The following is a 23,645-nucleotide window of genomic DNA, read 5'->3' as shown; positions in this document are numbered from 1 at the left end:
CTTTTTTCAATTTTTAGCCTTTGGTTCCCAGCAGCAGTTTATCGGCCCGCGCGGTCACGCGTACAGGCAGGAGGGTCGCGATTGATCGCGCAAAAGCCTGGCTGTCGCCGGTGCGATAGGAACCGCTGATCTGAAGCCCCGCAACGGCCGGCTCCAACAGCATTTCCGTGGAACCATAGCGGTTCATTTCCGCCACTGCGGCGGCCAGCGTGTCACCATGAAAGATCACGCGGCCCGATTGCCAGGCGGCGGCATCGCCAAGGTCTGGCCGATCGAGGTGCGCCCTCTCCCCGTTTGCAATGAGGCGCTCGCCCGCTTCCAGCTGCGTGGGAGCGACCTGCGGCGACAGCACGGTCGCCTTGCCATCGAACAGAGTGATTGAAACCTGGGTCGCATCGCACCGGATATTCAGGGCGCTCACGTTCGCCGAAATATCATGTCCTCCCGCTTCCACCACGAAGGGCAGGTTCGACCGCACGATGGCGAAATAGGCCTGCCCCCGGCGAAGCTCCATGTGGCGCTGACTCTCACTGACATGCGCTCGTACCTCGCTGTCGGTGTCGAGGATCAGACGGCTTCCATCCGGTAGTCGAATCCGGCGCTGCTCGCCAATCGCGGTGCGATAGACGGTCGCCTGCGCCGATTGCCACGCGGCAAAACCGCCCAGCGCTACGCACCCGCCCAGCGCGCCAAGCAGAACGGTGCGGCGGTTGATCTGCTTCTCGGCCGCGGTGGCCACCTCCAGATCCACATGACGCAAGCCGCCGGCCATGTCCCAGACCTCAGTCAGCTGGTCGAAGGCGGCTGCATGTTCGGGATCGGCCCGCCATGACTGGAAAGCTTCAAGATCGGCTGCTCCGTGTTTGCCATGCAATCGGGCCAGCCACGCGGCTGCCTCCGCCTCGGCTTTTTGCTGCGATGGAGAAGCCTTCATTACATCCTCACCAGCCTTTCGCCCATTGGGCGAGGAACAAGGCCGCCTTTGCAACATGTTTTTCGACGGCGCTTTCGCTGATTGCAAGACGCTTTGCAATCTCGTGATATTTCAAACCTTCAAGACGGTGCAACAAAAAGACCTCGCGAGTACGCGGCGTCAACTTGGCCACTCCCTCACGGACACGATCCAGTCGCTGCCGTATAACCAGGTCCTCGTCAGCAAGCGGGGTGGTATCCGCCAGCATCGCCACCACCTCTTCATAATGGCTGTCGGTCGGTCGTCGGCGATTATAACGATAGGCGTCCATGGCATCGTTGGCGGCCGCCCGCACGAGGAATGCCTCCGGATTATGCACCGTCTTTCGGGCCTGATAGCTTTGAAATTTCAGGAAGGCCGACTGGAGGTGATCATCCACATCCTGGGCAGCGACAGTCCTGCCAACCTGCCGCCGCAGCCGCTTCCACATAGATCCATCCGGCATCCAGTTCGCCACTCGCCGTCCCCCGCTGCGTTGCTGTCGCGGCGCAGGCTACTAGGCATCTATTGCTTCAGTTGTACGACAGCAGAGGCAGAGGCGGCTGAAGCGGTGCCCGATCATATGTGCAGGATCATGGAGGAGCTGACCGTGAGCGAGGGGAGGATTTATCTCTGCAAGGTACCGGACGAGATGTTCGACTTTCTGGGCCACACATTGGGTCGAATGTACGCTCTGAGGAGAGAGTGAACTGTCTGCTCTTGGCAATAGAATGTCGCCTCTCAGCGGCAATGATGGATCGACCCAAGCCGAGACATGTTCTGGGCGCTATAGCCATTTCAGGTCGAAAATCATCGTCCAAATGGTCTGCCAGACTCGAACTTGTACTGAATTGCAGTGAAAACTTTCCCCGCGGGATCTCCTTGAGCTGTACATGTAGGAAGTGAGCAAATTGTTCAAATAAAATCAATGAAATAAGGTAAATTTATAAGTCCCGTAGGCACATTACTTCCTCTCAGCTACGTCCGACCGGTTGCCTCCGCCAGAGGCGCCTTCGGGTGGACCATGAGATCCACTGGGGTGGATGTTGCCTCACCACCCCAGCATCCAGCAGCGTGTCCTTTCCTTTACAAAACGCCTGCCAAACCGAAATCCCGGCCGCCTCCTGCCAAAAAACATTCGGCAAGTATCGGGCCGAGATCCGTTCCGTTCTACCTAGTAGCGATAGCCCAGCGACACGCCATATGTACGCGGCGGCAGCCAGGTCGCGCCGATGACGCGGCCCGTTGAAATGGCAAAAGTTGAACTGGCGCGCAGCGTATCGGCTATATTCTTGATCCACAACGAAGCGGTGACATTCTCTTTAGCGGAGGTCCATCGCAGCGCCGCATCGAACAGGGTAAAGGCTTTTGCGCCTTCGCTTAGACGGTTGAATTCGGTGAAATAGACGGTGCTCTTGCCCGACATATCGCCGGTCAGGGTCAGCGTGCCCGAACCGCTATCGTCCATCACATCTATTTCGCCATGGAGGTTGTACGACCATTTGGGCGAGTTGCGGGTCCGGTTCCCGGCCAATTGGATCTGGCAACCGCCGACGTTCGCGCTGCCGTCCAGACAGGGTGCGCCATAGGCCGTCGGGTCGGGATTGGTGACCGGGTTGTAGGCCGGCTGCCCAGGCTGTGCGACGTTGCGCGGATCCAACGGATCGAGCGTCAGGAAATCCTTATATTTGCTGTCGGTATAGGAGACGCCGCCCGAGAGGCGAACGCGGCGCATCGGCCGCAGCATCCATTCGATCTCGACGCCCTTGGCCTCCGTTCGCGCTGCATTTTCGAAGATCGTCGTGTAACCGGTGGGACCGCCGCCGATCGTCTTGTTGATCTGCAAATCCTTGAGCTTGTACCAATAGCCCGCAACGTTGAAGGTCAGCACGCGGTCGAACAATTCCAGCTTCGCGCCGACTTCGTGGTTTTTCATCTTTTCCGGCTTCACGATGGTCGAACTGCCCGCCGCATTTTCGCCTGACCCCGCCTTGAACCCTTCGGAATAGGTGTAATAAAGCAGGGTGTTGCCATTAGGCTGCCAGTTCAGGCCGATTTCGGGTGTGAAATCCTTGAACGTCTTTTCCCGATAGGTCCCGCCTTGCGTATAGGGCGCATCGGTATAGGCCAGGACGGACCCCGTGGCCGGATTGGCGTTGGCGGTCATGACGACCGACATATTGGCCGTCGACACTTTCTCATGGCTGAAGCGGCCGCCCAGTTTCAGGGTCAGGTTATTGAGGCCGATCGCCTTTTCCAGATCGAAATTGAGCTGGCCGAAGGCGGCCCATGCTTCCGTATTCAACCGCGAACGCAGGCAGACGCGATTGGGCGCAACGCCATCGGCAAAGCCGCACAGATAATCGGCATAGGCCAGGTCGATCGATCCCGGTGCTGCGGGCGTGCCGTCGATGATGGTGGGCCGCGTGGCAAGGAAGCCGATATTGCTCGCCATGCCGTATGAGGATGTCAGTCCGACCTGATCGCGCGGGCGCTGATGCTCGCCGAAATAATAAAGGCCGACGACGCCGTTGACGATGTCGCTGTCATATTTGACCTGGAATTCATTGCTCCATTGTTTGGCATTGATGGTGCGCGTCTGAACGGTGGTAGCCGTCGGCAACTGGTTCACCACCGCCGAAATATCCAGATCCTGAATTAGCTGCGTCTTGAAATCGCGATAATTGGCGATGTTGGTGATGGAAAAGGCATCGTTCAATTCCCAGTTGAAAGTCGCAGTGTAGGACTGGCTCTTGGTGTTGACCGATGGCGGCTCGTCGCTGCCCAGATCGCGCGGGTTGGTGGCGATCCCGGCTGGGCCGAGCGGGGCCAGGCGGGCGACGCCGGGAAAGGCGTCTCCATAATAATGCACCGCGCCGCTATTGTCGCGCTGGCGGAAATATTCAGCCGACAACAACAGGTCCGCTTTCTCCGAAAACAGGATATGCGCCTGCCCGCGCACCATCTTGCGGTTGAGGTCGTCAACGTCCCAGCCGTTGAAGGGGTCGCGGCCATAGCCATCGCGCAGTTCGCTCTTGGCCGCGACGCGCAGGCGCAGCCAGTCAGCGATCGGGCCGGATATGGCGGCTTCGGTGGTCAGCGCTTCATAATTGCCGTAACTCGCGCGCACATAACCAGTAAGAGCATCGGTCGGCTTGGCGGTGATGATGTTGATAGAGCCGCCAACGGCGTTGCGGCCGTAAAGACTGCCTTGCGGCCCGCGCAGCACTTCCACGCGCTCGACATCGAACAGCGACGTCAGTTGCGCTTCGGCCCGCGCGACATAGGCGCCATCAACATGCAGCGCCACGCCGGTACTGCTGCCGGTGGTTGATGTATTGGCACCCACGCCGCGAATGAAGATCTTGGCCTGGTTGAAATCATTGCCGAACGTAACCGCCGGCACCAGTTGCTGCATATCCTGTAGATTGTTGATCCCGGCATTGGCCAGGGCTTCACCACCGATGGCGGAAACCGCCACGCTGACATCCTGAAGCGATTGCGCCCGCTTCTGCGCCGTCACGATGATTTCGTCGAACCCGTTATTATTGGTCGCTGCATTATTATCTTGTGCGAAGACCTGCTGCGTAACCGCAAGAGCAATGACGGATGCGGAAAAGGTTACACGCTTGCGCAATGTAGGCATCATCTCTCTCCCCCTGTTTTATCGCCGGCGCGGGCCGGCGTCTCCCTTCTACATAAGACGACGCGCCGTAACCATTAAAAGTTCGCCAGGGATACAAATTGAGGTTGGACTTGTGACGGAATCGCAACAGCCTTCCCCCACCGGACGGAGTGGCTGACGTCTTTCGGGACACCATGGCCAAACGCAAATCTAAGCTCGCGTTACCAAGTTCTATAGGTTGTGAGGGTTGCGGAATGCCCTCGTTTGCCTGCCATTCTATTGTCACCCAGCACAGGCTGGGGTCGCCACGCGTTTGGCGCGTCACGGCCGTAAATCTTAGTCTGCGCTGGGTTTCCATGCCGAGCATCATTCGGCCAAATCAATGGACTGGCCGGCGAGAGCGCAGATGTCTTTCTTCGGAATCATCGCCCTGCGCAGCCTCACATCGCCGCCGCTGTTGACCTTCGGCTTCTACTCTTCGGTGATGCAGGCCTGTATCGGTTTCGTCTATATCTATTCCTCTCTGCTGCACGCCAATCTGGGTGGCTATCTCCACCGGTTCGGCCGCTTCATGGCGACGACGTATCATGAAGATTACAGTATCGAGGCCCTCGCGGTCGACAAGAATTTTGCCATCTATTCCCTTTCCACGACCGATTGTTCAGCATTCATGAACTGCCTGACGGCATCTGGCCGACCGGCTGTAACTTGCCGGAAAGGTGTCGCAGGGCTTTAGGGTGCAGTTCTCTTCCGCCTTTCACTATAAAGCCGAAGCGCCGAGCGATGGATGGAAAGCCCATACAGCAAGTAGCTGACCGTCAGCACTTAGGAACGACAAATTAGCAGCTAAATGCCGTACATGGATCGTGCATGACCGTTTTCTTCGGTACTGGCGTGATCCAATCCGCCGTCATTCGGTTTGTTTTGTTGCGAACCAAATATGGTGGACATCATCGTTACTGCCGATGAAGGCGGGTATTTCCAGTGTTTCAACAACGAACCCAACTGCTTCCAGCCTGCGATCGAAATCAGCCGCCGGATAAGCGGACCAGATTGCCAATATGCCTCCACACCGAAGAGCCGTATGGGCAGAGCGTAGCCCCCAACCGGAATAAAGCCGTTCATTCTCCAGCTGGATCAGCCCATCCGGCCCATTATCCACGTCAAGAAGGATGGCATCGAAGCGATCCTTTGAGTTTGCAATTACATCATGCACGTCATCGATTTCTATGATGACGCGAGGATCTGCGAGATGATCGCGGAAGATGTGCGCTAATGGACCCTTCGCCCAGGTCAGTATCTTGGGCACCAGTTCCACGACCGTGATGGATGACCGAGGTGACCATGCCGCCAGCGCCGCGCCCAGGGTGAAGCCCATTCCCAGCCCCCCGATCAGCACGTCGCCGTCTCGGTTGGAAAGGCGTTCGCATGTTAGCTTCGCCAAGGCTTCTTCTGAAACATGGTCGCAACTGCCCATGAGTTCTTCAAAACCGAATTCGATCGAGAAATTGCCGCCATATTGCAACAGGCGCAATTGTCCGCCGCCGGGAATATCTGCGGTGTCGATCAACACGCCAGAAGCAGCGATGTCTGCCTGACTTGGATCGGTGGAAAAGGATGGACCTGGATTGGCGCGCTCTACCTGCCTATCGGCATTGTATATCTGGTCCAGAAATGTTCCTTAATTGTCGGTCGATAATGCCGGGCGTCATTATAGGAGAATAGTCACCTGCCTCATTTGCGGGCTTTGCGAGCCGCATAACGGGCGTCACGCGCGGCCTTGCGTTCGGCATCGGTGAGCGCAACAGTCTTGGGGGCCGCCTCGGCTACCGCAGTTGTATGCTGCAGGGTCTCTGCGCGCTTGGCCAGCTTTGCGGCTTCCCGGTCACGAAGGGTGGCTTCCCGTCTTTCCCGAGCAGCCGTTTCCTTAGCGAGGCGGTTTGCCTGGCGCTTCGCCTGCTCGGCTTGATCGATTGGAGGCTTGTCGCGCAGTTGGTCCAGCGCTTTCTGCTTGGCGTCGCGGGCCGCAGTCGTTCTGTCCTGAAAGCCCGGCGCTTTATATCCTCGCATGAATGTCTTCTAACCCTTCTGTCTGGGGTGCCTCCATCGATATGGTGAAAAGGCGACCCATAAATGCTGCGTAAAATAGCCCGTCGCTCCGGCTAGGCCGAATGAGCACATGCGGGTCACTCCCGTTCCTGTTTCAGGAATTGCACCGCTCATAGCGTTTGTGCGTTCAAACCGCCACCCTACTTAAACTGGATACCGTCGATGCTCATCATCAAAGCAAAGGCCGCATTTCAAAATCCGAAGCCTTCCTTGATTGTTGCGAGCAAAGGGATCGGTGCGAAGCGGCCGATGATGTCGGACGATAAGCGGATGATGTATCGCAACCAGACAGCTAATCTTACTGTGTCATAGATATGACGTTTGTTTGTGCACAACAGGGACATCGCATCAATCGGCGTGCGAGCGCGACGGTGGCCTCTCCCGCGCCTATCGCGCGTCCCCCCATCATTCGAGTGCGATCATCCTCAAACGCAACATGCTGGCGGCCAGTCTGGACCCAACGCCCTATTTGTCGCGTAAAGCCTTTGCGGGATTGGTGCAGGACTATCTGGTGATGGGAAATGCCTATGTGCAGGCGATCTCCAACCGGCTTGGCGGGGTGATGCGGCTTGACCATGTCCTGGCCAAATATATGCGGCGCGGCGTCGAGCCGGGCCGTTTCTGGTGGGTGCCGGGGTTCCAGAATGAAAGCGAATTTGACCGGGGCACGGTCCATCATCTGATGGCCCCGGACGTCAATCAGGAAATCTATGGTCTGCCCGAATATCTCTCAGCGCTGCAATCCGCGCTGCTCAATGAGAACGCCACCCTGTTCCGCCGCCGCTATTTCGAGAATGGGAGCCATGCCGGCTACATCCTCTATGCCACCGGCGAGTTTGCCGACGGCGACGTGGACGGGATGCGCAATGCGCTGAGAAAGTCCAAGGGGCCAGGGAATTTCCGTAACCTGTTCGTCCATTCGCCTAACGGCAAGGAAAATGGCATCAAGTTGTTGCCGATCGCCCAGGTGGGCGCGAATGACGAATTTCTGGGGATCAAGAATACCACGCGCGATGATGTGTTGGCCGCGCATAGAGTGCCGCCGCAGTTGTTGGGCATCGTCCCAGCCAATACGGGCGGCTTTGGCGATGTGACCAAGGCCACGGACGCTTTCTTCGAACTGGAGATCGGCCCGTTGCAGTCCGTCTTCCTCGAACTCAACGAGGCGCTGGGGTTCGAGGTGGTGCGCTTTGCCGAGCGGGTGAAGGCGGCGGCTTAGGCCGCCGCTTCGAACTTCATCCGCAGGCCCAGGGCGGGCAGCACCTTTAGCATCGTTTCCAGGGTCGGATTTCCGTCAACGCTCAGTGCGCGATAGAGAGCCTGGCGCTTGATGCCCGTTTCCTTCGCCAATTCCGTCATGCCGCGTGCGCGGGCCACGATGCCGATGGCGGCAGCGATCGTATGAACATCGCCGGACGCAAGGGCGTCGGCCAGTAGTGCGGCCTGATCCTCTGGCTCTGAGATATGTTCTGTCGCATCGGAGCGGGTCAGTTCGATAGTCATCTCCATTTCCTCCAATTGGTACAATCAACGCTAGGGCGGTTTAGGGTATCTGGGCCGCTGAACCATTCGGCAAAGGCGGGAGTCTGCATCGTTTCTATGTCGTCACTTATATGTGACGATGGGCGATGTATCAACATTTAAGTGACATATGGTGCGAAGGGCTGGCCCGACGCGCGGTTGACCAGGGCGAACCGGACCATCGGTGGGACGGCGGGGCTGCGCCCCCATTTCGCGCGCTTATTCCCCCGCCTCGCCCGCGCTCTTTTTATGTCGGTTTTGATGCAGTGGCGGCTATCGCCGCGAGACGGCCTAAGTCCTAGGCCGAAGTCGGCTCGAATGCTGAGCTACGCTGATGCATTTTGATGCAGCTACAGCGCCGCTTGCGCGACCGTCGTGAAATGCCCTCGTTATCACCTGGGCTCCCCCTGGGAAGCCCCCGGAGACGCGCAAGCGGCTGCATCGTCCTCGTCACATGTCATCATCGCGGCGGTGGCGAGGATACCGCTTTCCGCCTGCCTCCTTTTCGCTGGATTGATGCATGCGAGGATGAGCTACTGATCTGCCCCCTGCGGAGTGGCCCAGAGACCATGATAGCTGGACCACGGTCTGTTAAGGGCGCTTAACGGCATCGCGAGTGGCCTGTTGACGACTTAAGCGATCTGGCTAGGGTAGTTGGCATCGATCTAACGGGTTGGTTAGGGCACCGGACCAGCTTTGCATCTATATGGCGGGCGCTGCCGATTTATGGGCCAGTTCCTCATGCCGCATATCGACAGACGAAGCCTTCTGGCTGGAAGCCTCAGCGCGCCTTTTATCGCAATCTCCTCGGCCGAGGCGGCCAAGCCTGGCGACATTTCGCATTGGCAACTGCGTCCGACCATATATTCCGACACTGACCGATGGTCGATGTCCGAACGGATGAAGCACCATGCTGTGCCGGGTGTCGCCATAGGGGTGATCCGTCAGGGGCGTGTAGATTCCATTGAGGGCTTTGGTACCCGGATTGCCGGAAAAAAGGCGCCGATAGGCCCGAACACGCTCTTCTCTGTAGGTTCAATCAGCAAGGTCGCGACGGCGCTACTATGCCTCAGGCTGGTTTCGCGCGGCATTCTCGATCTCGATACCGACGTGAATCGATGGTTGAAGCGATGGCGCGTTCCTGCCGGCCCGCCGGGGGATCTGGGGGCCGTGACGCTGCGGATGCTCCTGTCTCATACCAGCGGCTTCAATGTCCATGGTTTTGAGGACTATCTGCCCGGCGCCGCCCTGCCGACCCTCGTCCAGACATTGCGCGGAGACAGCCCGGCGATGAACAGGCCACTTGTGAGGACGGACACTGCAGGTACCCGATCACGCTATTCCGGCGGTGGTTACATGATCGTGCAGGCCGTGATCGAGGATGTCACCGGTGATCCCTTCGCTACGGTCGCGCAGCGGGAGATTTTCGGCCCGCTCGACATGAGGCGTAGCCAATTCGCAGCATCTCCCGCCGACGATATTGTCAATATTGCCCATGCCCATGACGGAAAGGGGCAGCCAGCCGCACTGCCGCGGGGTTGGCAGAGCTTCCCGGAACTCGCCGCGTCGGGACTTTGGACAACCGCTGAAGATCTTGCACGCATGGTCATCGCCATTGGCGCAAGTTATCGTCGATCTGACGGGTTTTTGCCGCAGGACCTGTCTACCGAAATGATGACGACTGTAACCCCAGGCTTCAATGGCTTGGGCTTTCGCCTTGCAGGCGAAGGCGCGGCCCGGATATTCCATCATGCCGGGGCAAATGACAGCTACAAAGCTTATATAGAGGGCAATCTGGCGGAGGGCGATGGCTTGGTCATATTGACCAACGGCACCCACGGTGACGTTCTGGGCGACGAGATCCGCAACGCCGTTTCCGATGCGCTGAATTGGCCCGGCGACTGGTCCGTCAGAGTCAATCCCGTCCCGGAAACGGCCTGGATTGACGATTATGTCGGCCAGTATCGTCGCCGGGACGGCCAGGCTCCTTCTGTCACCGGCTTTCTTGATACGGGCTTCAGCCCCGAAACGCTGGAGGTACTCCGCTCCGGCAAGAAACTCGAGCTTCTGGCAAGAGGCCGAAACCGAAGCCTGGTCCCCGTCGACACATCAACTTATGCGATGCCCGATGCATATGTTCCGGCAGCCACATTGTTGTTCAGGTTCGATCGCAGCGCCGATCGCCGCGTCAAGGCCTTGAGAGTGAAAGCGGGCAATGACACGATGTTTTTCGACAGGATTTAGGGCCGCTTTGTCACTTGAGGCAGCTTGCACGAAGGCTCCAATTATCTAACGACCGTGGGTGTCCAGAAAAATCATTCAGTCGGGCATAGACTGTAACAGTCCGCCACAAAGCGGACGCGAGGGTTCCCCACCGTGGCCTTATCCCCCACTTCGTACATCAACAGATGATATCGGCTTCGATTTGCTCCTCGCTATGGTTACAGGCGCCTGCCTCAGCCCTGCACGGCTGGTGAGACTTCGTACCCAATGGCCCAGAGAAATGCCGCCATCTCGCGTGCTATCGCGGTCACGGCGACGGCCTTTCGCTTTCCGGCCGCCATAAGCTTTCGATAGCGAGCGCATAGCCTGACTTGCGCCTTCCAGGCGATCTCACGCACAGGGATCGGGAGATCTTCCAAACGGACTTGAAGCGTGTGGCTCACTCTGGCCGGAAAGCGATAGATCCACGCGCCCTCGATCAGCACCCGGCGTGCCCGCATGTTGCCGGCCTTAGTGATACCACCGCGTCTCACCCGTTCCCCCGTCGAACTCTCTGAGGGCACGAGTCCCAGATACGCAAGGCCGTGGCGGCGGGCGCGTTGGTCTGCGCCGATATGGGTGACAGAGGAGTCATGATCGTGGCGATTTTTCATTCGCTCCTCCCTCTTGTTTTTCAGGCTTTTCTAAGCGGCTCCACGATCGCCGCTATGTCACGATGTCCTTCGCCTGCCACGTCCGCCTCCATGAAACGTTGCCGCGCGGCCTGGGCTATGGCGGAGGTAATACCGACGTCGGCAAGCGCCTGCGCGGCATAGCCCAAATCTTTGGCCATCAACGGCACGAGGAAATGAGGCGCATAGTCGCGGTCGAGCATCCGGCGGCCAACGCCCTTCACCATCGGGCTGGCGGGCGCGCCGTCGAAGAGGACGGCCATGGCCTGCTCCACGTTGAGGCCATGTTTTTCGAACAGGGCAATGACTTCGGCCAGGCTGGCCGCCTGTACGCCGCACAGGAAGTTGTTGGCGAGCTTGACCGTCGCTGCGCTGCCGATCGGACCGAGATGGACGAGTGCGTTGCCCATGGCGTCGAAGGCCGGGCGGGCGGCCTCGATCACGTTGGCCTCGCCACCGACGAGGAATCGGAGCATACCCTGCGCCGCCTGATCGCGGCTGCCGGTAACCGGGGCTTCGATGAAGCGCACGCCATGCGTGACGGCTTCACGCGCGAGTTCGAACACCCAGTCATTGGTCAGCGTACTGGATTCGATCGCGATCGCGCCCTGCTCCATGGCAGCGAGCGCACCATTATCGCCGGTCCAGATTTCCCGCGACACATTGTCGTCGGCCAGCATGGCGACGACGATTGCCGCATCGATCGCCGCCTCGGCCGGCGTCTCCGTAATCCGCGCACCGGCTTCGCCCAATGCCTCGGCCTTTTCGCGGCTGCGGTTCCACACCGCCACGTCGAACCCGGCAGCGAGCAATTGGCGTGCCATGCCGCCGCCCATCAGGCCTAGCCCCAAAACGGCTACTTTCATGTTCGTCATCCGATCACCTTGAAGCGAGAGAGAGCGGCCTCGTCGATTTCGAGGCCCAGACCGGGGAGGTTGTCGTCCAGGTCGATATGGCCGTCCACCGCCTGTGGCTCGCCCTTGAAGATATACCAGAAGAGTTCGTTGCCGACCTCCACATCGACCATCGGGAAATATTCCGCGATGGCCGAGTTCAAGCTGGCCATCACGACATGATAATTGTGCATCTGCCCGGCATGGGGGACGACGGGGATTGAGTAGGCTTCGGCCAGTGCCTGGATCTTACGGGCGGCGGTGATGCCGCCGACTCGGTTGGTGTCGAACTGGAAATAGTCCAGCGCCTTGGCCTCGATCATCTGGCGGAAGCCGTAGCTGGTGAACTCGTGCTCGCCCGCGGCGATCGGCGTGGTGCCAAAGCGGCGCAGTTCATGATAACCGTTGATGTCGTCGGGAATGATCGCTTCTTCCAGCCAGCGCAGGTTGAAGGGTTCGATGAGGCGCATCATCCGTTTCGCATAGTCAAGGCTCCAGCCCATATAGGCGTCGGCCATGATGTCGATCTCGTTACCCACGGTTTCGCGCACCGTGCGGATCAGTTCGACGTTGCGCGCCATGCCCGCCGCGCCGTCGATCGGTCCCCAGCCGAAGCGCAGCTTCATCGCTTTGTAGCCCTGCGCCTTGTAGGCAGCGGCTTCCCGCGCCAGTTCGTCCAGCGGAATCGAATAGAGACGGCTGGCATAGACCGGGATCTTCGCCTTTGTCCGACCACCCAGCAGACGGAAGACCGGCTGTTTCGCGGCCTTGCCCATCAAGTCCCAGATCGCGATGTCGAGCGCGGAAATGGCGACCAGCGCCACGCCCTTGCGCCCGAACGCCATGGTCTTGCGATACATATGCTGCCACAGAAATTCGCTGTCCCACGGGTTCTGGCCTATCAGCAGCGGGGCAAGATAGTGGTCGATCAACTGCTTCGTCACCAGCGGCGCGAGCGCGGCATTGCCGATGCCGACCAGCCCTTCATCGGTGAATATCTCCACGATCAGCCAGCCGTGGAAGGTGAAGGTGCCCATCGTCTCCGGCGACAGGAGAGGCGACACCAGGTCCATCGGATTGGTGCAGAAATGCGGTGGCAGCGGCACGGTCTCGCCTTCCCATTGGACGACGCGGGTGCGGATTTCGGTGATTTTCAAGGAACGGCCTTTCGAGTGAAGGTGAGACGTGAAACGCGGGGGATGGACAAGCAGATCAGCGCGAAGGCGATTAGGTGCAGGGTTGCAGCCACGGTCAGGACAGGGGTGTAGCCAAGTCCGGCGTCGAGCGCCCAACCAGCCGCCTGCCCCATGACGATGCCACCGAAGGCGCCGCCCAGACCGACGAGGCCAGCGAGGCGGCCGAGCGCGCTGCGCGGGGCGAGGTCGGTCGGCAGGATCATGACCAGCGTCGACCAGCTTTGCTGCCCGAAGAAGGCGAGGCTGAAAATTGCGATGATCGCCGCGACAGATGCGGTCGATGGCGCGAGCATAACCCAGGGCATACAGGCGGCGCTGAGGCCCAGGGCGATCTTGCGCGCGGCGTCGACCGACCGACCGACCGGACGAGAGGAGGCGGCTGGAGAGCCAGCCACCGCACAGGCTGCCCACGCCGGAGGCGGCATAGGGAATCCAGCCGATGGTCGCGGCCTGTTTCAGAGCGAAGCCGTGCGCTTCGAACAGATATTTGGGCAGCCAGAAGAGGTAGAAATACCAGGCGCCGTCGCTCAGGAATTTGGCGGCGACCAGGCCACGCACTTCGCGGCGCGCCAACAGCATCGCGATGGTCGGGGCCGGGCCATCGGCTCCGCGCGTGTCGGTGTCGGGAGCCGGTGGCGTGTGATAGCTTGCGAACCACCAGAGCGCCCAGGCAAGCCCAAAGCCACCGGTGACAAAGAAGACCCAGCGCCAGCTCGACAGGCCGAACCAGTCGCCATAGGCCAATATGCCCGCGATCAGCGGTGGGGCGATGATCGCGCCGATTGCGGTCCCGGCATTGACGAGACCCATGGCGGCGGCGCGGCGCTGCGCCGGGAACTATTCGGCGATGGCGCGGGTCGCGGCCGGAAAGCCCCCCCCTTCGCCCACGCCCAGCAGCAACCGGCTCACCACCAGCGCCGCTATGCCGCCGGCGAGTCCGTGGCTGGCGCAGGCGAGCGACCAGAAGATCATGATCGCCAGAAAGCCTCGCCGTGAAGCGTCCCGGGTTTTCCGGAGGCTCCGAACTGTGAGAAGGAGCATCCGGTATGAGCAAGATGGGAAACAGATTTTCGCCTGAGGTCCGTGATCGAGCGGTGCGAATGGTTGGCGAGCACCGTGCGGATTACGGCTCGGAATGGGAGGCGATGAGTTCGATTGCCTCGAAGATCGGCTGCACGGCCGAGACGCTGCGCCGCTGGTGCCGCACGGAGGCAGGCCGACGGGCGGCACCAGCGGCGCAGGGTGTTGATGATAAGGCCCGGCTCAAGCTGCTGGAGCGCGAGGTCAAGGAGCTCCGTCGAGCCAACGAGATCCTTCGCAAGGCGTCGGCATATTTTGCGATGGCGGAGCTCGACCGCCGCGAGAGATGATGATGTCGTTCATCGACGTCCATCGCGAGGACCTGGGTATCGAGCCGATCTGCCGCGAACTGGCGATCGCCCCGTCCTCCTATCACGAACACGCGGCCCGTCTTGCCGATCCGGCGAAGCGTTCCGCCCGTGCGCGCCGGGATGACGACATGTGCGAGCAGATCCGGCGCGTTCACGAGGCCAGCTTCGGACTCTACGGCTCGCGCAAGGTCTGGCATCAGTTGCGGCGCGAGGGCCTTGATGTCGCCAAGTGCACGGTCGAGCGACTGATGCGTAGCATGCGGCTGGCCGGTATTCGTCGAGGGAAGAAGACGACCACGACCGTCAGCAATCCCAAGGCGCCATGCCCGCTCGACAAGGTGAACCGGGAGTTTCGTGTGGACCGGCCGAACGCCCTGTGGGTAGTCGATTTCACCTATGTCCACACCTGGGCAGGGTTCGTTTACGTGGCCTTCGTGATCGATGCCTATGCGCGGCGCATCGTGGGCTGGAAGGTCAGTACTTCAGCCACGGCCGGGTTCGTTCTGGATGCCCTTGAGCAGGCGATCCATGCGCGCAGACCCGGCCCGGATGACGGCTTGATCCACCACAGCGACAGGGGCGTGCAATACCTCGCCATGAACTACACCCAGCGCCTGGCGGAGGCCAACCTCGTGCCCTCGGTCGGCAGCGTCGGCGACAGTTACGACAATGCTTTGGCCGAGACGATCAATGGCCTTTACAAGGCCGAGGTCATCTGGCGCCAGCGGTCCTGGCCAAGCGCATCGGCGGTGGAAATGGCGACGCTGAGCTGGGTCGACTGGTACAACAACCATCGCCTTTTCGGCCCGCTCGGCTACATCCCACCCGCCGAGGCCGAAGCTAACTACTATGCGGCCATTGAGACCCTCGATATGGCTGCCTGAGTCAAACTGCACAGCCTCCAGAAAACCCGGGACGCTTCACCGCGTGCCGATCCGATCGAGCAGCCAGCCGCCACCCAGATACATGAGGCCGTAGGTGGCGAGGAAGGCGGAATCGAGGAAGGCCTTGGTCTGGTTGCCGATCGGGATATCAGCCTCGATATATTTGATCGCCCAGGGCAGGGTCTGGCGATCGAGATAGCTGATGGCGATGGCGACGGTAATCATCACCGCAATCGCCCAGCGTCCCCGGAGAGCCGTCGCCCGCGCCTGTGTCATGGCCTCCACCTTTTGCCCTTACTGGCCGTCGAGGACGATCAGGGCGACGCCCTGACGCGGCACGCGCAGGTCAATGCTGACGGCATCGCGCTGGCCTTTCGCGACAGGCAGCGTTTCCGCCTGCATGACTGATGCGGCCTCCAGTTGCTTATACTGGTCCTGATTGGGCGACTGGGGCGATCCCATCTTTTTCCAGGCGCTAAAGGCGTTGGCATGATCGCCATCGACGCGCCACAGCGTTGCCTGCACGGGCTTGCCCCTGATCCCGTTCAGGCTGAGCCTGATCTGGGCGTCCGGCCCGGCGACATCGTCGTCATGATAGTGCCAGATGAGCAACGCGATCTTGCCGTCGGCGGTGCGGGTGGCGATGGAGCCGATGTCGGCATCCCCCTGCACGCCATTCTTCATCAGCCTGTCCAGCGGCACCTGTGCGTTGTTGTTGGTGGCCAGCTTCGTTTCGCCCAGTTGCGCGAACAGGCGGAAGACGTTCAGCACTGGCAGGTCGACGCCGTTGGTCGAGAGCTGGCGATAGCCCGCGAACCAAGGCTGATCCTCGAACTCGAAGGACCAGGATACAACCCCTTCCAGATTGACCTTTCGCTTTTCGGCCAGTTCCCAGATGCGCGCGAAGCTGGCGGCGGTGTAGCTGGAATACATGGTGCCGTTGCGATAGGCGTTGGCCGGTCCTGGACAGGCGGCGCAGCCTTCGGGATCGCTTTCGCCGATGACGATCGGCTTGCTGGCGAGCGAGGGGATCGACAGTATCTTCGTAAAGCCGCCATCGGTTTCACGCAGATGGGTGGCGATGCCCATACGGACATGGCCATCGATGAAGATCGGCTTGCCCTTGGCGTGAAAGGACAGGAAGTCGGTCGGCGTTCCGGTCTGGCCTGTCACATAGTTTTTGCCTGACGACACATGTTTCAGGAAGCCATCCATGAAGGTGCCACCGGGGCCGGCGACATCGGGACCACCGACACGCGCGGTGGGCAGCGCCTCGCGCACCGCAGCGATGGCATAATCGTGCAGCTTGTAGAATTCTTCGGGACTTGCGCTCCAATAGAAGGGCGAGTTCGGCTCGTTCCAGACCTCGAAATACCATTTCTCGACCTCGGCTCGGCCATAGCGTTCGATATTGTGGAGCGTCCATTGATGGATCAGTTCCGCCCATTTCTCATAATCCTTGGGCGGATAGGTCCAGCCTGTGGCGATCAGGTTATAGGCGAAGCCGGGACGCCAGCTATGGCGGTAGGGAGTGCCCGTCGGGGCGTTCGCCATCGCTTCGGGGGTGAAGCCGATCTGGAGATAGGGGCGGATGCCCTCTGCCAGATAGGCGTCGATGATGCCGTCGACGATGGCCCAGTTATAGACGGGTTTGCCGTCCCGGGTTTCGGTATAGGCGTTGGTGCTACCCCATTTGAAGGCGGCGGTGCCGTCCCCGCTGCTGAGCAGATTATGCGCGCGGAAATAGACCTGACCCTTCTTCAATTCGCCCAGTTCGACGAGCAATTTGCGACCGTCCTTCATGGTCGCATAATTGGGTTCGTCCGCGCCGAAGAAGCGCCAGACCGGCGGCAGCTTGCCGGCCGACTTGCCCGCGTCCACGCTGATCGCGACCTGTCTCACTTCCTGCGCCTGGGCCGCGTGAGGCAGCGCCATCAGCACGGACAGCGAAGCGATCACCCTGGGAATCATCATATGGCATCCTCTCGATAGGAACATTTAGATCTTCGCCCGGAACCCGACGGCGAAGGTGCGCGTGTAGAGAACGGTATCGCGCGGGTAGAGGTCGGGGTCGTTGAACGATGTCTGGTAGAGATTCTTGAGTATGTTGGTCGCGTCGGCGACGATGGTGAAGTTAGGATTGATCTCATAGGAGAAGGACAGGTCGAGATTGCTGATCTGACCGTTGGTGATGAAGTTGGGATTGACACCGGTGAAGTGCAGCCCGGCATTATAGGTGTCGCGCCAGACATAGGAGGCACGGGCGGAGAAGCCGCCTTTTTCATAGATGAAGGTGCCGGTGGCGGAATATTTGGACACGTTCTGGAACGGGATGTTCATATAGCCGGTGACGCCGGGCAGGGGCGAGAGCGCCCTGTTCTTGCCATCGATATAGGTGCCGTTGGCGCTGATGCCGATACCGTCCAGCCAGGTTGGCAGTCCTTTGGGGAAGAAGGTGAAGCCGCCCTCGATCCCTTGCAGCTTGCCCGAGCCGGAATTTTCCGGCCGGGTGATCTGATAGACGCCATTGTCCGCGCCTAGATAGTCGATATCGAAATTGCTGGTCACCGACTGGATGAAGCCGGTGACGTCGCGGCGGAAGAGCGTCGCGGTGATCGAGCTGGAGCGGTCGATATACCATTCGAGCGACAGGTCGTAATTGTCCGACCGGACGGGTTTAAGGTCGGCATTGCCGCTGGAGCCGCGTCCGAAGGGCTGCTGCCCCGGCACGGGCGGAGTCAGGGTGAGCGCCGGATTGAGCTGGGCGAAGCTGGGCCGGGTAATCGTCTTGCTGGCAGCGAAGCGCAGGAAGAGATTGTCCTTAAGCTTGTAGCGCAGCGCCAGGCTGGGGAGGATGTCGGTGCTCTTGTTGCGGATGGTAACAGGCGATGTCGCACCGCGCAGGACCAGGAAGGCGTTGGAGGTGATGTCGGTACGGATGACGCGCACGCCGATCTGGCCGTCCAGTCGGCCGACCTCGACATTGGCCTGGCCATAGCCTGCGTAATTCTTCTCTTCGATGTCGAAATGCTGGGTGTCCTGAAAGGCCGGATCACCGGAAGCGAGGCCGAACAATTGGCGCAAGGTTCCGATATTGTTCAGCAGATAATCGGTGGTGGGCGTCGCCCATTGGCGCACATACTGGCGCGTCCCGCTGTAGAAGTCGCCCGGCGTTACCGTCATGAGGCCGGGCAGGCTCGCTGCCTTGATGTTGTAGCACTGAACCGCGCCGGTGGCCGAACAGTTCATGGTCTGGGTAAAGCTGTCCGACTTGGCATCGCGCTTGCTGAGGCGGACGCCTGCGTCGAGGCCTGAGAAGATGAGGAAGGGCGAGCGGTAGGACAGGTCGCCGCGCCAGGCCAGCTCCTTGCCGTCACCGACGGTGCGGGTGGTGGACAGGCGCGACAGATAATAGCGCGACGGAACGGCCATATCGTCGTTGGGCAGGGTGAAATGGGGCGCGCCCGATCCGTCGTTGAACACCGCGTCGGTGCGCGACGCGATGAAATCCACATCCAGATTATTGCCGACATCGGTGGCCTTCGACCGGGTGTAGGAGAATTCCGTCGATGCCTTCCAATCCCCGCTGGTCCAGTCGGTGCCCAACGCGCCTTGCCAGCGGTCCGCCTTATTCTGGTAGCCGCCGCCGAAATTGGCGACGCGGCCATTGGCGATGCTGAGCGACTGGACCAGCTTGGTATTGTCTACAAAGACCAGCGGCGACAGCAGAGCGCCGTTCATCGACGTGAAATTCTGATTGCTGTTGCCGCGTTCGCGATAGCCATAGAAGAGGCCGTCGGCGTGGATGGTCAGCCGGTCGTCCGGCGCCCATTGCAGCGTGGCATTGACCGCAGGCCGGGTGCGGGTGCCGATCCGGTCGAAGGCGCCGATCACGTCGGTGCGGAAAACCTTGGGATCGGTCGGGTTGGTGCCGCGCGGGTCGAGCGGGACGCCTGGCGTGTAGGGCGCGCGACTATTGTCGAGATTATAGCCGAAATAGCCGCCGCTATAGATGGTTTCGTCGCGATAGCGGGTCTTGTGGTAGGAGAGGCTGATCAAGGCGCCGATTTCGCCGAGGCTGGTCGACCAGCGGTTGCTGATCAGCGCGCTGGCATAGGGATCGATCGTGTCGGGCTGCTCGCTATAGACTTCGCGGCCCGCCAGCGCGAATTCGAAGCCCTTGAAGTCGAAGGGCCGCCGAGTGCGAACGTTAATGAGTCCAGCGATGCCGCCCTCCAACTGATCGGCGGAGCGCGACTTGTAGACGTCCACGCCCGCGACGAGGTCCGCAGGGACATCCGCCAGTGAGAGCGAGCGGCCGGTGGTGCTGAAGATGTTGCGGCCGTTGATCAGTGTCACCACGTCAGGAAGGCCGCGGATCAGCACGGTGGCGGATTCGCCACGCGCGCGAGGCGACACCTGGATGCCCGGCACTCGCTGAAGCGCCTCCACTACATTATTGTCGGGCAGCTTGCCGATATCCTCGGCCACGACCGAGTCGACCAGTTGTTGGGCATTGCGCTTGATATTCTGCGCCGACGACAGGCTGGCGCGCATACCGGTGACGATGATGTCGCCATCGCCCACCTCCTTGGCTCCCTTGTCTTCGCCAGGCTGTGCCAAGGCCGATTGCGCCACCAACAGCGCGAACAGCGATATGGACAGCCTTATTCCGTTTATCATTATGATATCCCCTCCGAGTCATTTTTATTTCTCATACTAGATGGCGCGTGTTCTAAACCGATTCAAGCCATAATTTGACGGAGAAATGAGATTGAGTGCCATATCGCCAATTTTTCTCATACCAATTGTCGTAATTTGGCGGGATCAGGCTTGACGACCGAGGCGGCAGGGCGGACGAAGGCGCATGATGCAAGCAGACGATCACCCGCTTTACCGTCCTTCCAGCCCGGCACAGCGCGCTGTGCATGACCGGATCGCCCATGATCTGGGCATAGCGATCGTCGGCGGCCGCTATCAGCCGGGCGACATATTGCCGGGCGAGGAGCGCTACAGCGCCGAACAGGGCGTGTCGCGCACCGCCTATCGCGAGGCCGTCCGTGTCCTGTCCGCCAAGGGGCTGGTCTATAGCCGGACCAAGAGCGGCACCCGCATCAACGACAGGCTGCGGTGGAATATGCTGGATCTGGACGTACTCGCCTGGATGTTCGAGGCGGGGCCGACGTCGGAATTCCTGCGCGACATCTTCGAACTGCGCATCGTGGTGGAGCCGGCGGCCGCGGAGTTCGCGGCCTTGCGTCGCGACGGGCAGGATATTTCCCGCATGGGCCATGCCCTGGAGGAAATGCGCCGTTTCGGCCTGCAAACGCCGGAGGGGCGCGCCGCGGATCAGAGTTTCCATCGTCTTATCCTGCACGCCACACGCAACGAATCGCTCATCACGCTGGCCACGTCGGTCACGGCAGTAGTCGCCTGGACCACTCGATTTGCGCGCGATGAGCGCAAGGAATCGCGCGACCCCATGCCCGATCATGACGCCGTATTCGACGCGATCATGCGCGGCGAAGGCGAGGAAGCCCGGTTGAAGATGCTGGCATTGATCCGCAATGCGTTGACCGATGCCGGCATGTTATAAGCAGCGTTGATCTATTTCTCATACTAGATTAGAGCCATCAGCAACCCGGCGGCAAACCCGCCATCGCCCCTGCTTTAGCGGAATGGGATTTGCATGACGCTCAAAAGCCTTTTTTCCGCCGGCGCCCTGTGCGTGCTCGCCTTCGCTGCTGGCTGCTCCGGCCATTCGGCGCCAAGCGGCCAGGCCGATGCCGGCTGCGCCGGCCCCTCCAGTGGATTGACGCTGCCGCCGGGCTTTTGCGCCGAGATTTTCGCGGACAGACTGGGTCATATCCGCCATCTGGCGGTGGGGCAGGACGGCACCGTGTATGCTAATAGCGCGCCCGACCGGGAGGATGGTCATATCGCATCCGGCTTGATCCTGCTGCAGGACCGGGATGGCGACGGCCGCGCCGAGCATGTGGAGCGTCCTTTCCCTGGCCAGACCGGCGGTACCGGTATCGCCATAGATCGCGACAGGCTGTTTATGGAGGATGGCGATCATATCCTGCGCTATCGACTGGATGGCGCCACCCACCGGCCCATGGGTGCAGCCGAACGGGTGGTCATCGAATTGCCCACCGATGGTGATCATGACAGCCACAGCATCGCCCTGCGCGCCGATGGTAGCCTGTTCGTCAACAGCGGCAGCGCCACCAATGCCTGTCAGGTCGACAATCGACAGAGCGGATCGCCGGGCCAGACGCCCTGCGCCGAAAAGGCTCTGCGCGCGGGCATATGGCGCTTCGCTGCGGCCGGAACGGGACAGCCCTTAGCCCCCGCCGCGCGCTTTGCATCGGGCATTCGCAACGCCGTCGGCCTCGCGGTCGATGGCAGGGGCCGCTTGTTCGTGACCCAGCATGGGCGCGATCAACTGCATGAAAATTGGAGCCATCTCTATTCGGCCACCCAAGGGCAGGAACTGCCGGCGGAAGAACTGATCGAAGTTATCGCGGGCGCCGACTATGGATGGCCGGAATGCTATTTCGACCCCAATGCCAGGCGCTTGGTGCTTGCCCCCGAATATGGCGGCGATGGCGGAACGGCGATCGGTCCTTGCGCCGGGCGACGCGGGCCGGTAGCCTCTTTTCCCGCCCATTGGGCGCCCAACGCCATCGCATTCTATACCGGGACGCTTTTCCCTACGGCTTATCGTGACGGCGCCTTTATCGCCTTCCATGGTTCCTGGAACCGCGCTCCGGGACCGCAACAGGGCTTCAACATCATGTTCCAGCCGATGAAGGATGGCCACGCATCAGGCAACTCCATCCTGTTTGCGGACGGTTTTGCGGGACCGGAACGCGCCAGCGGCAAGGCAGATTATCGGCCGACCGGCCTGGCGATCGGCCCGGATGGATCGCTCTATGTCTCGGACGACAAGCAGGGACGTATCTGGCGCATCCGTTATCGGGGCGACAAGGCTGCGGCCCTGATCGCGGCCAGGGCGGCAGAGGGTGGACGGCTGCCAGCGAGCGATGGTAAGAAAACCGAGCAGGTAAAGACCGCTGACTCTGCAAAGATTGCGCTTGGTCGACGCCTTTATGAGGGGGAGATTGCCGGCGCGCCCTGTGCCGGATGCCATGGCCCGGCAGGTGAAGGAACGCCCGTAGGCCCAAACCTTGCCGATCGGGAATGGCTGTGGGGCAATGGTAGCATATTCGACATTCGCGCAACCGTCATCAAAGGAGTGGCCCGGCCCAAACGGTTCCCTGCGCCAATGCCGCCAAGCGGTGGTGCATCGCTGACGAACGATCAGGCAGATGCCATCGCGGCTTATATCGTGTCGCTGGCAGACGGAGGATAGATGACCTTCGGTGATGTCGATGCGATCGCGAAAGCCGCAAGGCTTGCCAGCACGGTCGCTCGAAGGAAATGATCGACAAGCTTGCCGGTAATCCAGATTCCAATGAGCGCAGCCAATCCAAAGACCAGCACCACAACGTCGACCCGATCCTCCAACCCGGCCGGTTGAACAAATGGTGCGACATAGGTGTAGAGAATGTTGTGGGCTAGCATCTATGCAACAACCATGTTGAGAACCGGCCGGACCCCCGGTGTCGAAAATATCCGCAGTAGAGGCATTCGTTCGCCCTTTTTCTGGCCCGGATAGTTAGCCGCCTTCACCAGAATCCAGATGATCAGAATCAGCGTCAGGAGGGACATGATCCAGAAGGCTGTTCGCCAGCCGATCAGAGACCCGAACCATGTGCCGAGCGGAACGTCCAAAGACAGTGCGATGGGTGTTCCCACCATGGCGATCGCCATCGCCTTGGCCTGCTGGCGCACGGATACCATGAGTCGCGCATATCCTGCGAGGAGGCTCCAGGCGAGACCACATGCTCGATCAGCGCAAGCGGGTCTGTTTTCTACTACCTGCCGCATAGTCGACTGACGGACGTAAACGACGGCCTGCCACTCTTGATGGCGCGGCAGGATCTTTTCAGGCAGCGCTCTGGTGAGTTCCATCGTCATGGCTTGCCTCCCGCAGGAGCGATAGCCGTCGCTGGACCAGTTCCCCTAAAATGACCACAAGCCGCCGACGTCGATCCGTCGACAGATCCGTCCAATGGATGTTCATCCGATATGACATCGCCATGCCTCGCAAT

General features: G+C 60.4%; 21 protein-coding genes, 2 pseudogenes and 1 other annotated feature. Of the genes and pseudogenes, 7 read left to right on the top strand and 16 right to left on the bottom strand.

The window, feature by feature from the left end; genetic code table 11:
- Positions 1–13 precede the first annotated feature (13 nt).
- The 3 genes from MOK15_RS19630 to MOK15_RS19620 all read right to left on the bottom strand — a co-directional run bounded on the left by MOK15_RS19630 (position 14) and on the right by MOK15_RS19620 (position 4,601).
- Complete coding sequence (locus tag MOK15_RS19630) at positions 14–934, bottom strand: FecR domain-containing protein (RefSeq protein ID WP_242933384.1); 921 nt, start codon at positions 932–934, stop codon at positions 14–16.
- Positions 935–941: 7 nt separating this feature from the next.
- Positions 942–1,403, bottom strand: coding sequence for an RNA polymerase sigma factor (locus tag MOK15_RS19625; RefSeq protein WP_242933383.1), 462 nt, complete (start codon positions 1,401–1,403; stop codon positions 942–944).
- A 723-nt stretch (positions 1,404–2,126) separates the two neighbouring features.
- Entirely contained in the window at positions 2,127–4,601 is a 2,475-nt protein-coding gene (locus MOK15_RS19620) for a TonB-dependent receptor (protein WP_242933382.1), read from the bottom strand.
- A 382-nt stretch (positions 4,602–4,983) separates the two neighbouring features.
- On the opposite strand from MOK15_RS19620, the gene MOK15_RS19615 reads away from it, so the two are divergent.
- Positions 4,984–5,313, top strand: coding sequence for a hypothetical protein (locus MOK15_RS19615; protein ID WP_242933381.1), 330 nt, complete (start codon positions 4,984–4,986; stop codon positions 5,311–5,313).
- Positions 5,314–5,487: 174 nt separating this feature from the next.
- On the opposite strand, the gene MOK15_RS19610 is transcribed toward MOK15_RS19615, so the two are convergent.
- The gene (locus MOK15_RS19610; RefSeq protein WP_347567236.1) at positions 5,488–6,150 is read right to left on the bottom strand and encodes a spermidine synthase; all 663 of its coding nucleotides are present in this window, start codon (positions 6,148–6,150) and stop codon (positions 5,488–5,490) included.
- Positions 6,151–6,311: 161 nt separating this feature from the next.
- Complete coding sequence (locus MOK15_RS19605) at positions 6,312–6,647, bottom strand: DUF6481 family protein (RefSeq protein WP_242933380.1); 336 nt, start codon at positions 6,645–6,647, stop codon at positions 6,312–6,314.
- A 364-nt stretch (positions 6,648–7,011) separates the two neighbouring features.
- Between MOK15_RS19605 and MOK15_RS19600 the strand changes: the two genes are divergently transcribed.
- Complete coding sequence (locus MOK15_RS19600) at positions 7,012–7,905, top strand: phage portal protein (protein WP_242933379.1); 894 nt, start codon at positions 7,012–7,014, stop codon at positions 7,903–7,905.
- Here MOK15_RS19600 and MOK15_RS19595 read toward each other — a convergent pair.
- Entirely contained in the window at positions 7,902–8,189 is a 288-nt protein-coding gene (locus tag MOK15_RS19595) for an addiction module antidote protein (protein ID WP_242933378.1), read from the bottom strand. The genes MOK15_RS19600 and MOK15_RS19595 overlap by 4 nt on opposite strands.
- Before the next feature lie 744 nt (positions 8,190–8,933).
- Between MOK15_RS19595 and MOK15_RS19590 the strand changes: the two genes are divergently transcribed.
- Positions 8,934–10,451, top strand: coding sequence for a serine hydrolase domain-containing protein (locus MOK15_RS19590; protein WP_242933377.1), 1,518 nt, complete (start codon positions 8,934–8,936; stop codon positions 10,449–10,451).
- A gap of 212 nt (positions 10,452–10,663) precedes the next feature.
- Here the strand turns inward: MOK15_RS19590 and MOK15_RS19585 are convergent.
- The 6 genes and pseudogenes from MOK15_RS19585 to MOK15_RS21940 form a co-directional block, all read right to left on the bottom strand.
- A pseudogene (locus tag MOK15_RS19585) lies at positions 10,664–11,011 on the bottom strand (transposase); the annotation flags it as partial.
- Positions 11,012–11,103: 92 nt separating this feature from the next.
- Positions 11,104–11,967, bottom strand: coding sequence for an NAD(P)-dependent oxidoreductase (locus tag MOK15_RS19580; RefSeq protein WP_242933376.1), 864 nt, complete (start codon positions 11,965–11,967; stop codon positions 11,104–11,106).
- 5 nt (positions 11,968–11,972) lie between these two features.
- A complete protein-coding gene (locus MOK15_RS19575) occupies positions 11,973–13,151 on the bottom strand; it encodes an L-rhamnonate dehydratase (protein WP_242933794.1) in 1,179 nt (392 codons plus the stop codon).
- Entirely contained in the window at positions 13,148–13,585 is a 438-nt protein-coding gene (locus tag MOK15_RS19570; RefSeq protein ID WP_242933808.1) for a hypothetical protein, read from the bottom strand. The genes MOK15_RS19575 and MOK15_RS19570 overlap by 4 nt, the downstream gene beginning before the upstream one ends.
- Before the next feature lie 16 nt (positions 13,586–13,601).
- Positions 13,602–14,000: pseudogene (locus MOK15_RS19565) on the bottom strand (MFS transporter); the annotation flags it as partial.
- Between the two features lie 27 nt (positions 14,001–14,027).
- Entirely contained in the window at positions 14,028–14,162 is a 135-nt protein-coding gene (locus tag MOK15_RS21940; protein WP_278254328.1) for a hypothetical protein, read from the bottom strand.
- Positions 14,163–14,236: 74 nt separating this feature from the next.
- Here MOK15_RS21940 and MOK15_RS19560 point away from each other — a divergent pair.
- Positions 14,237–15,465 (top strand): IS3 family transposase gene (locus MOK15_RS19560; protein ID WP_242931456.1). Its coding sequence is split into 2 segments (ribosomal slippage): positions 14,237–14,525 and positions 14,525–15,465, totalling 1,230 coding nucleotides; the frame shifts between segments, so codons are not numbered across the junction.
- Positions 14,518–14,632 (top strand) — a sequence feature (AL1L pseudoknot). Its footprint overlaps the gene before it by 115 nt.
- Before the next feature lie 36 nt (positions 15,466–15,501).
- On the opposite strand, the gene MOK15_RS19555 is transcribed toward MOK15_RS19560, so the two are convergent.
- The 3 genes from MOK15_RS19555 to MOK15_RS19545 are packed head-to-tail and all read right to left on the bottom strand — an operon-like array spanning position 15,502 to position 20,148.
- On the bottom strand, positions 15,502–15,741 hold the full coding sequence (locus MOK15_RS19555) for a hypothetical protein (RefSeq protein ID WP_242933375.1): 240 nt from the start codon (positions 15,739–15,741) through the stop codon (positions 15,502–15,504).
- A gap of 18 nt (positions 15,742–15,759) precedes the next feature.
- Positions 15,760–17,439 carry a beta-xylosidase gene (locus MOK15_RS19550; RefSeq protein WP_242933374.1) on the bottom strand — a complete coding sequence of 560 codons (1,680 nt, stop codon included), beginning with the start codon at positions 17,437–17,439 and terminating at the stop codon, positions 15,760–15,762.
- A 24-nt stretch (positions 17,440–17,463) separates the two neighbouring features.
- Entirely contained in the window at positions 17,464–20,148 is a 2,685-nt protein-coding gene (locus tag MOK15_RS19545; protein WP_242933373.1) for a TonB-dependent receptor, read from the bottom strand.
- A gap of 184 nt (positions 20,149–20,332) precedes the next feature.
- Between MOK15_RS19545 and MOK15_RS19540 the strand changes: the two genes are divergently transcribed.
- The 3 genes from MOK15_RS19540 to MOK15_RS19530 all read left to right on the top strand — a co-directional run bounded on the left by MOK15_RS19540 (position 20,333) and on the right by MOK15_RS19530 (position 23,052).
- Complete coding sequence (locus tag MOK15_RS19540; protein WP_242933372.1) at positions 20,333–21,061, top strand: FadR/GntR family transcriptional regulator; 729 nt, start codon at positions 20,333–20,335, stop codon at positions 21,059–21,061.
- 93 nt (positions 21,062–21,154) lie between these two features.
- Positions 21,155–22,843 carry a PQQ-dependent sugar dehydrogenase gene (locus tag MOK15_RS19535; RefSeq protein ID WP_242933371.1) on the top strand — a complete coding sequence of 563 codons (1,689 nt, stop codon included), beginning with the start codon at positions 21,155–21,157 and terminating at the stop codon, positions 22,841–22,843.
- A 68-nt stretch (positions 22,844–22,911) separates the two neighbouring features.
- On the top strand, positions 22,912–23,052 hold the full coding sequence (locus MOK15_RS19530; RefSeq protein WP_242933370.1) for a hypothetical protein: 141 nt from the start codon (positions 22,912–22,914) through the stop codon (positions 23,050–23,052).
- A gap of 3 nt (positions 23,053–23,055) precedes the next feature.
- Here MOK15_RS19530 and MOK15_RS19525 read toward each other — a convergent pair whose 3' ends face one another.
- Positions 23,056–23,511 carry an MFS transporter gene (locus MOK15_RS19525; RefSeq protein ID WP_242933369.1) on the bottom strand — a complete coding sequence of 152 codons (456 nt, stop codon included), beginning with the start codon at positions 23,509–23,511 and terminating at the stop codon, positions 23,056–23,058.
- Between the last annotated feature and the right edge of the window lie 134 nt (positions 23,512–23,645).

Source organism: Sphingobium sp. BYY-5, from assembly GCF_022758885.1.
Taxonomy (GTDB): Bacteria; Pseudomonadota; Alphaproteobacteria; order Sphingomonadales; family Sphingomonadaceae; genus Sphingobium.
The sequence above is the reverse complement of the archived record's forward strand: the minus strand, read 5'-3'. Positions and strand labels throughout refer to the sequence as shown.

Coding starts and splice junctions, on each gene's coding strand:
- MOK15_RS19630 (WP_242933384.1), bottom strand. CDS start 934: ATGAAGGCTTCTCCATCGCAGCAAAAAGCCGAGGCGGAGGCAGCCGCG.
- MOK15_RS19625 (WP_242933383.1), bottom strand. CDS start 1,403: ATGTGGAAGCGGCTGCGGCGGCAGGTTGGCAGGACTGTCGCTGCCCAG.
- MOK15_RS19620 (WP_242933382.1), bottom strand. CDS start 4,601: ATGATGCCTACATTGCGCAAGCGTGTAACCTTTTCCGCATCCGTCATT.
- MOK15_RS19615 (WP_242933381.1), top strand. CDS start 4,984: ATGTCTTTCTTCGGAATCATCGCCCTGCGCAGCCTCACATCGCCGCCG.
- MOK15_RS19605 (WP_242933380.1), bottom strand. CDS start 6,647: ATGCGAGGATATAAAGCGCCGGGCTTTCAGGACAGAACGACTGCGGCC.
- MOK15_RS19595 (WP_242933378.1), bottom strand. CDS start 8,189: ATGACTATCGAACTGACCCGCTCCGATGCGACAGAACATATCTCAGAG.
- MOK15_RS19590 (WP_242933377.1), top strand. CDS start 8,934: ATGGGCCAGTTCCTCATGCCGCATATCGACAGACGAAGCCTTCTGGCT.
- MOK15_RS19580 (WP_242933376.1), bottom strand. CDS start 11,967: ATGAAAGTAGCCGTTTTGGGGCTAGGCCTGATGGGCGGCGGCATGGCA.
- MOK15_RS21940 (WP_278254328.1), bottom strand. CDS start 14,162: ATGATCTTCTGGTCGCTCGCCTGCGCCAGCCACGGACTCGCCGGCGGC.
- MOK15_RS19555 (WP_242933375.1), bottom strand. CDS start 15,741: ATGACACAGGCGCGGGCGACGGCTCTCCGGGGACGCTGGGCGATTGCG.
- MOK15_RS19550 (WP_242933374.1), bottom strand. CDS start 17,439: ATGATGATTCCCAGGGTGATCGCTTCGCTGTCCGTGCTGATGGCGCTG.
- MOK15_RS19545 (WP_242933373.1), bottom strand. CDS start 20,148: ATGATAAACGGAATAAGGCTGTCCATATCGCTGTTCGCGCTGTTGGTG.
- MOK15_RS19540 (WP_242933372.1), top strand. CDS start 20,333: ATGATGCAAGCAGACGATCACCCGCTTTACCGTCCTTCCAGCCCGGCA.
- MOK15_RS19535 (WP_242933371.1), top strand. CDS start 21,155: ATGACGCTCAAAAGCCTTTTTTCCGCCGGCGCCCTGTGCGTGCTCGCC.
- MOK15_RS19530 (WP_242933370.1), top strand. CDS start 22,912: ATGATCGACAAGCTTGCCGGTAATCCAGATTCCAATGAGCGCAGCCAA.
- MOK15_RS19525 (WP_242933369.1), bottom strand. CDS start 23,511: ATGACGATGGAACTCACCAGAGCGCTGCCTGAAAAGATCCTGCCGCGC.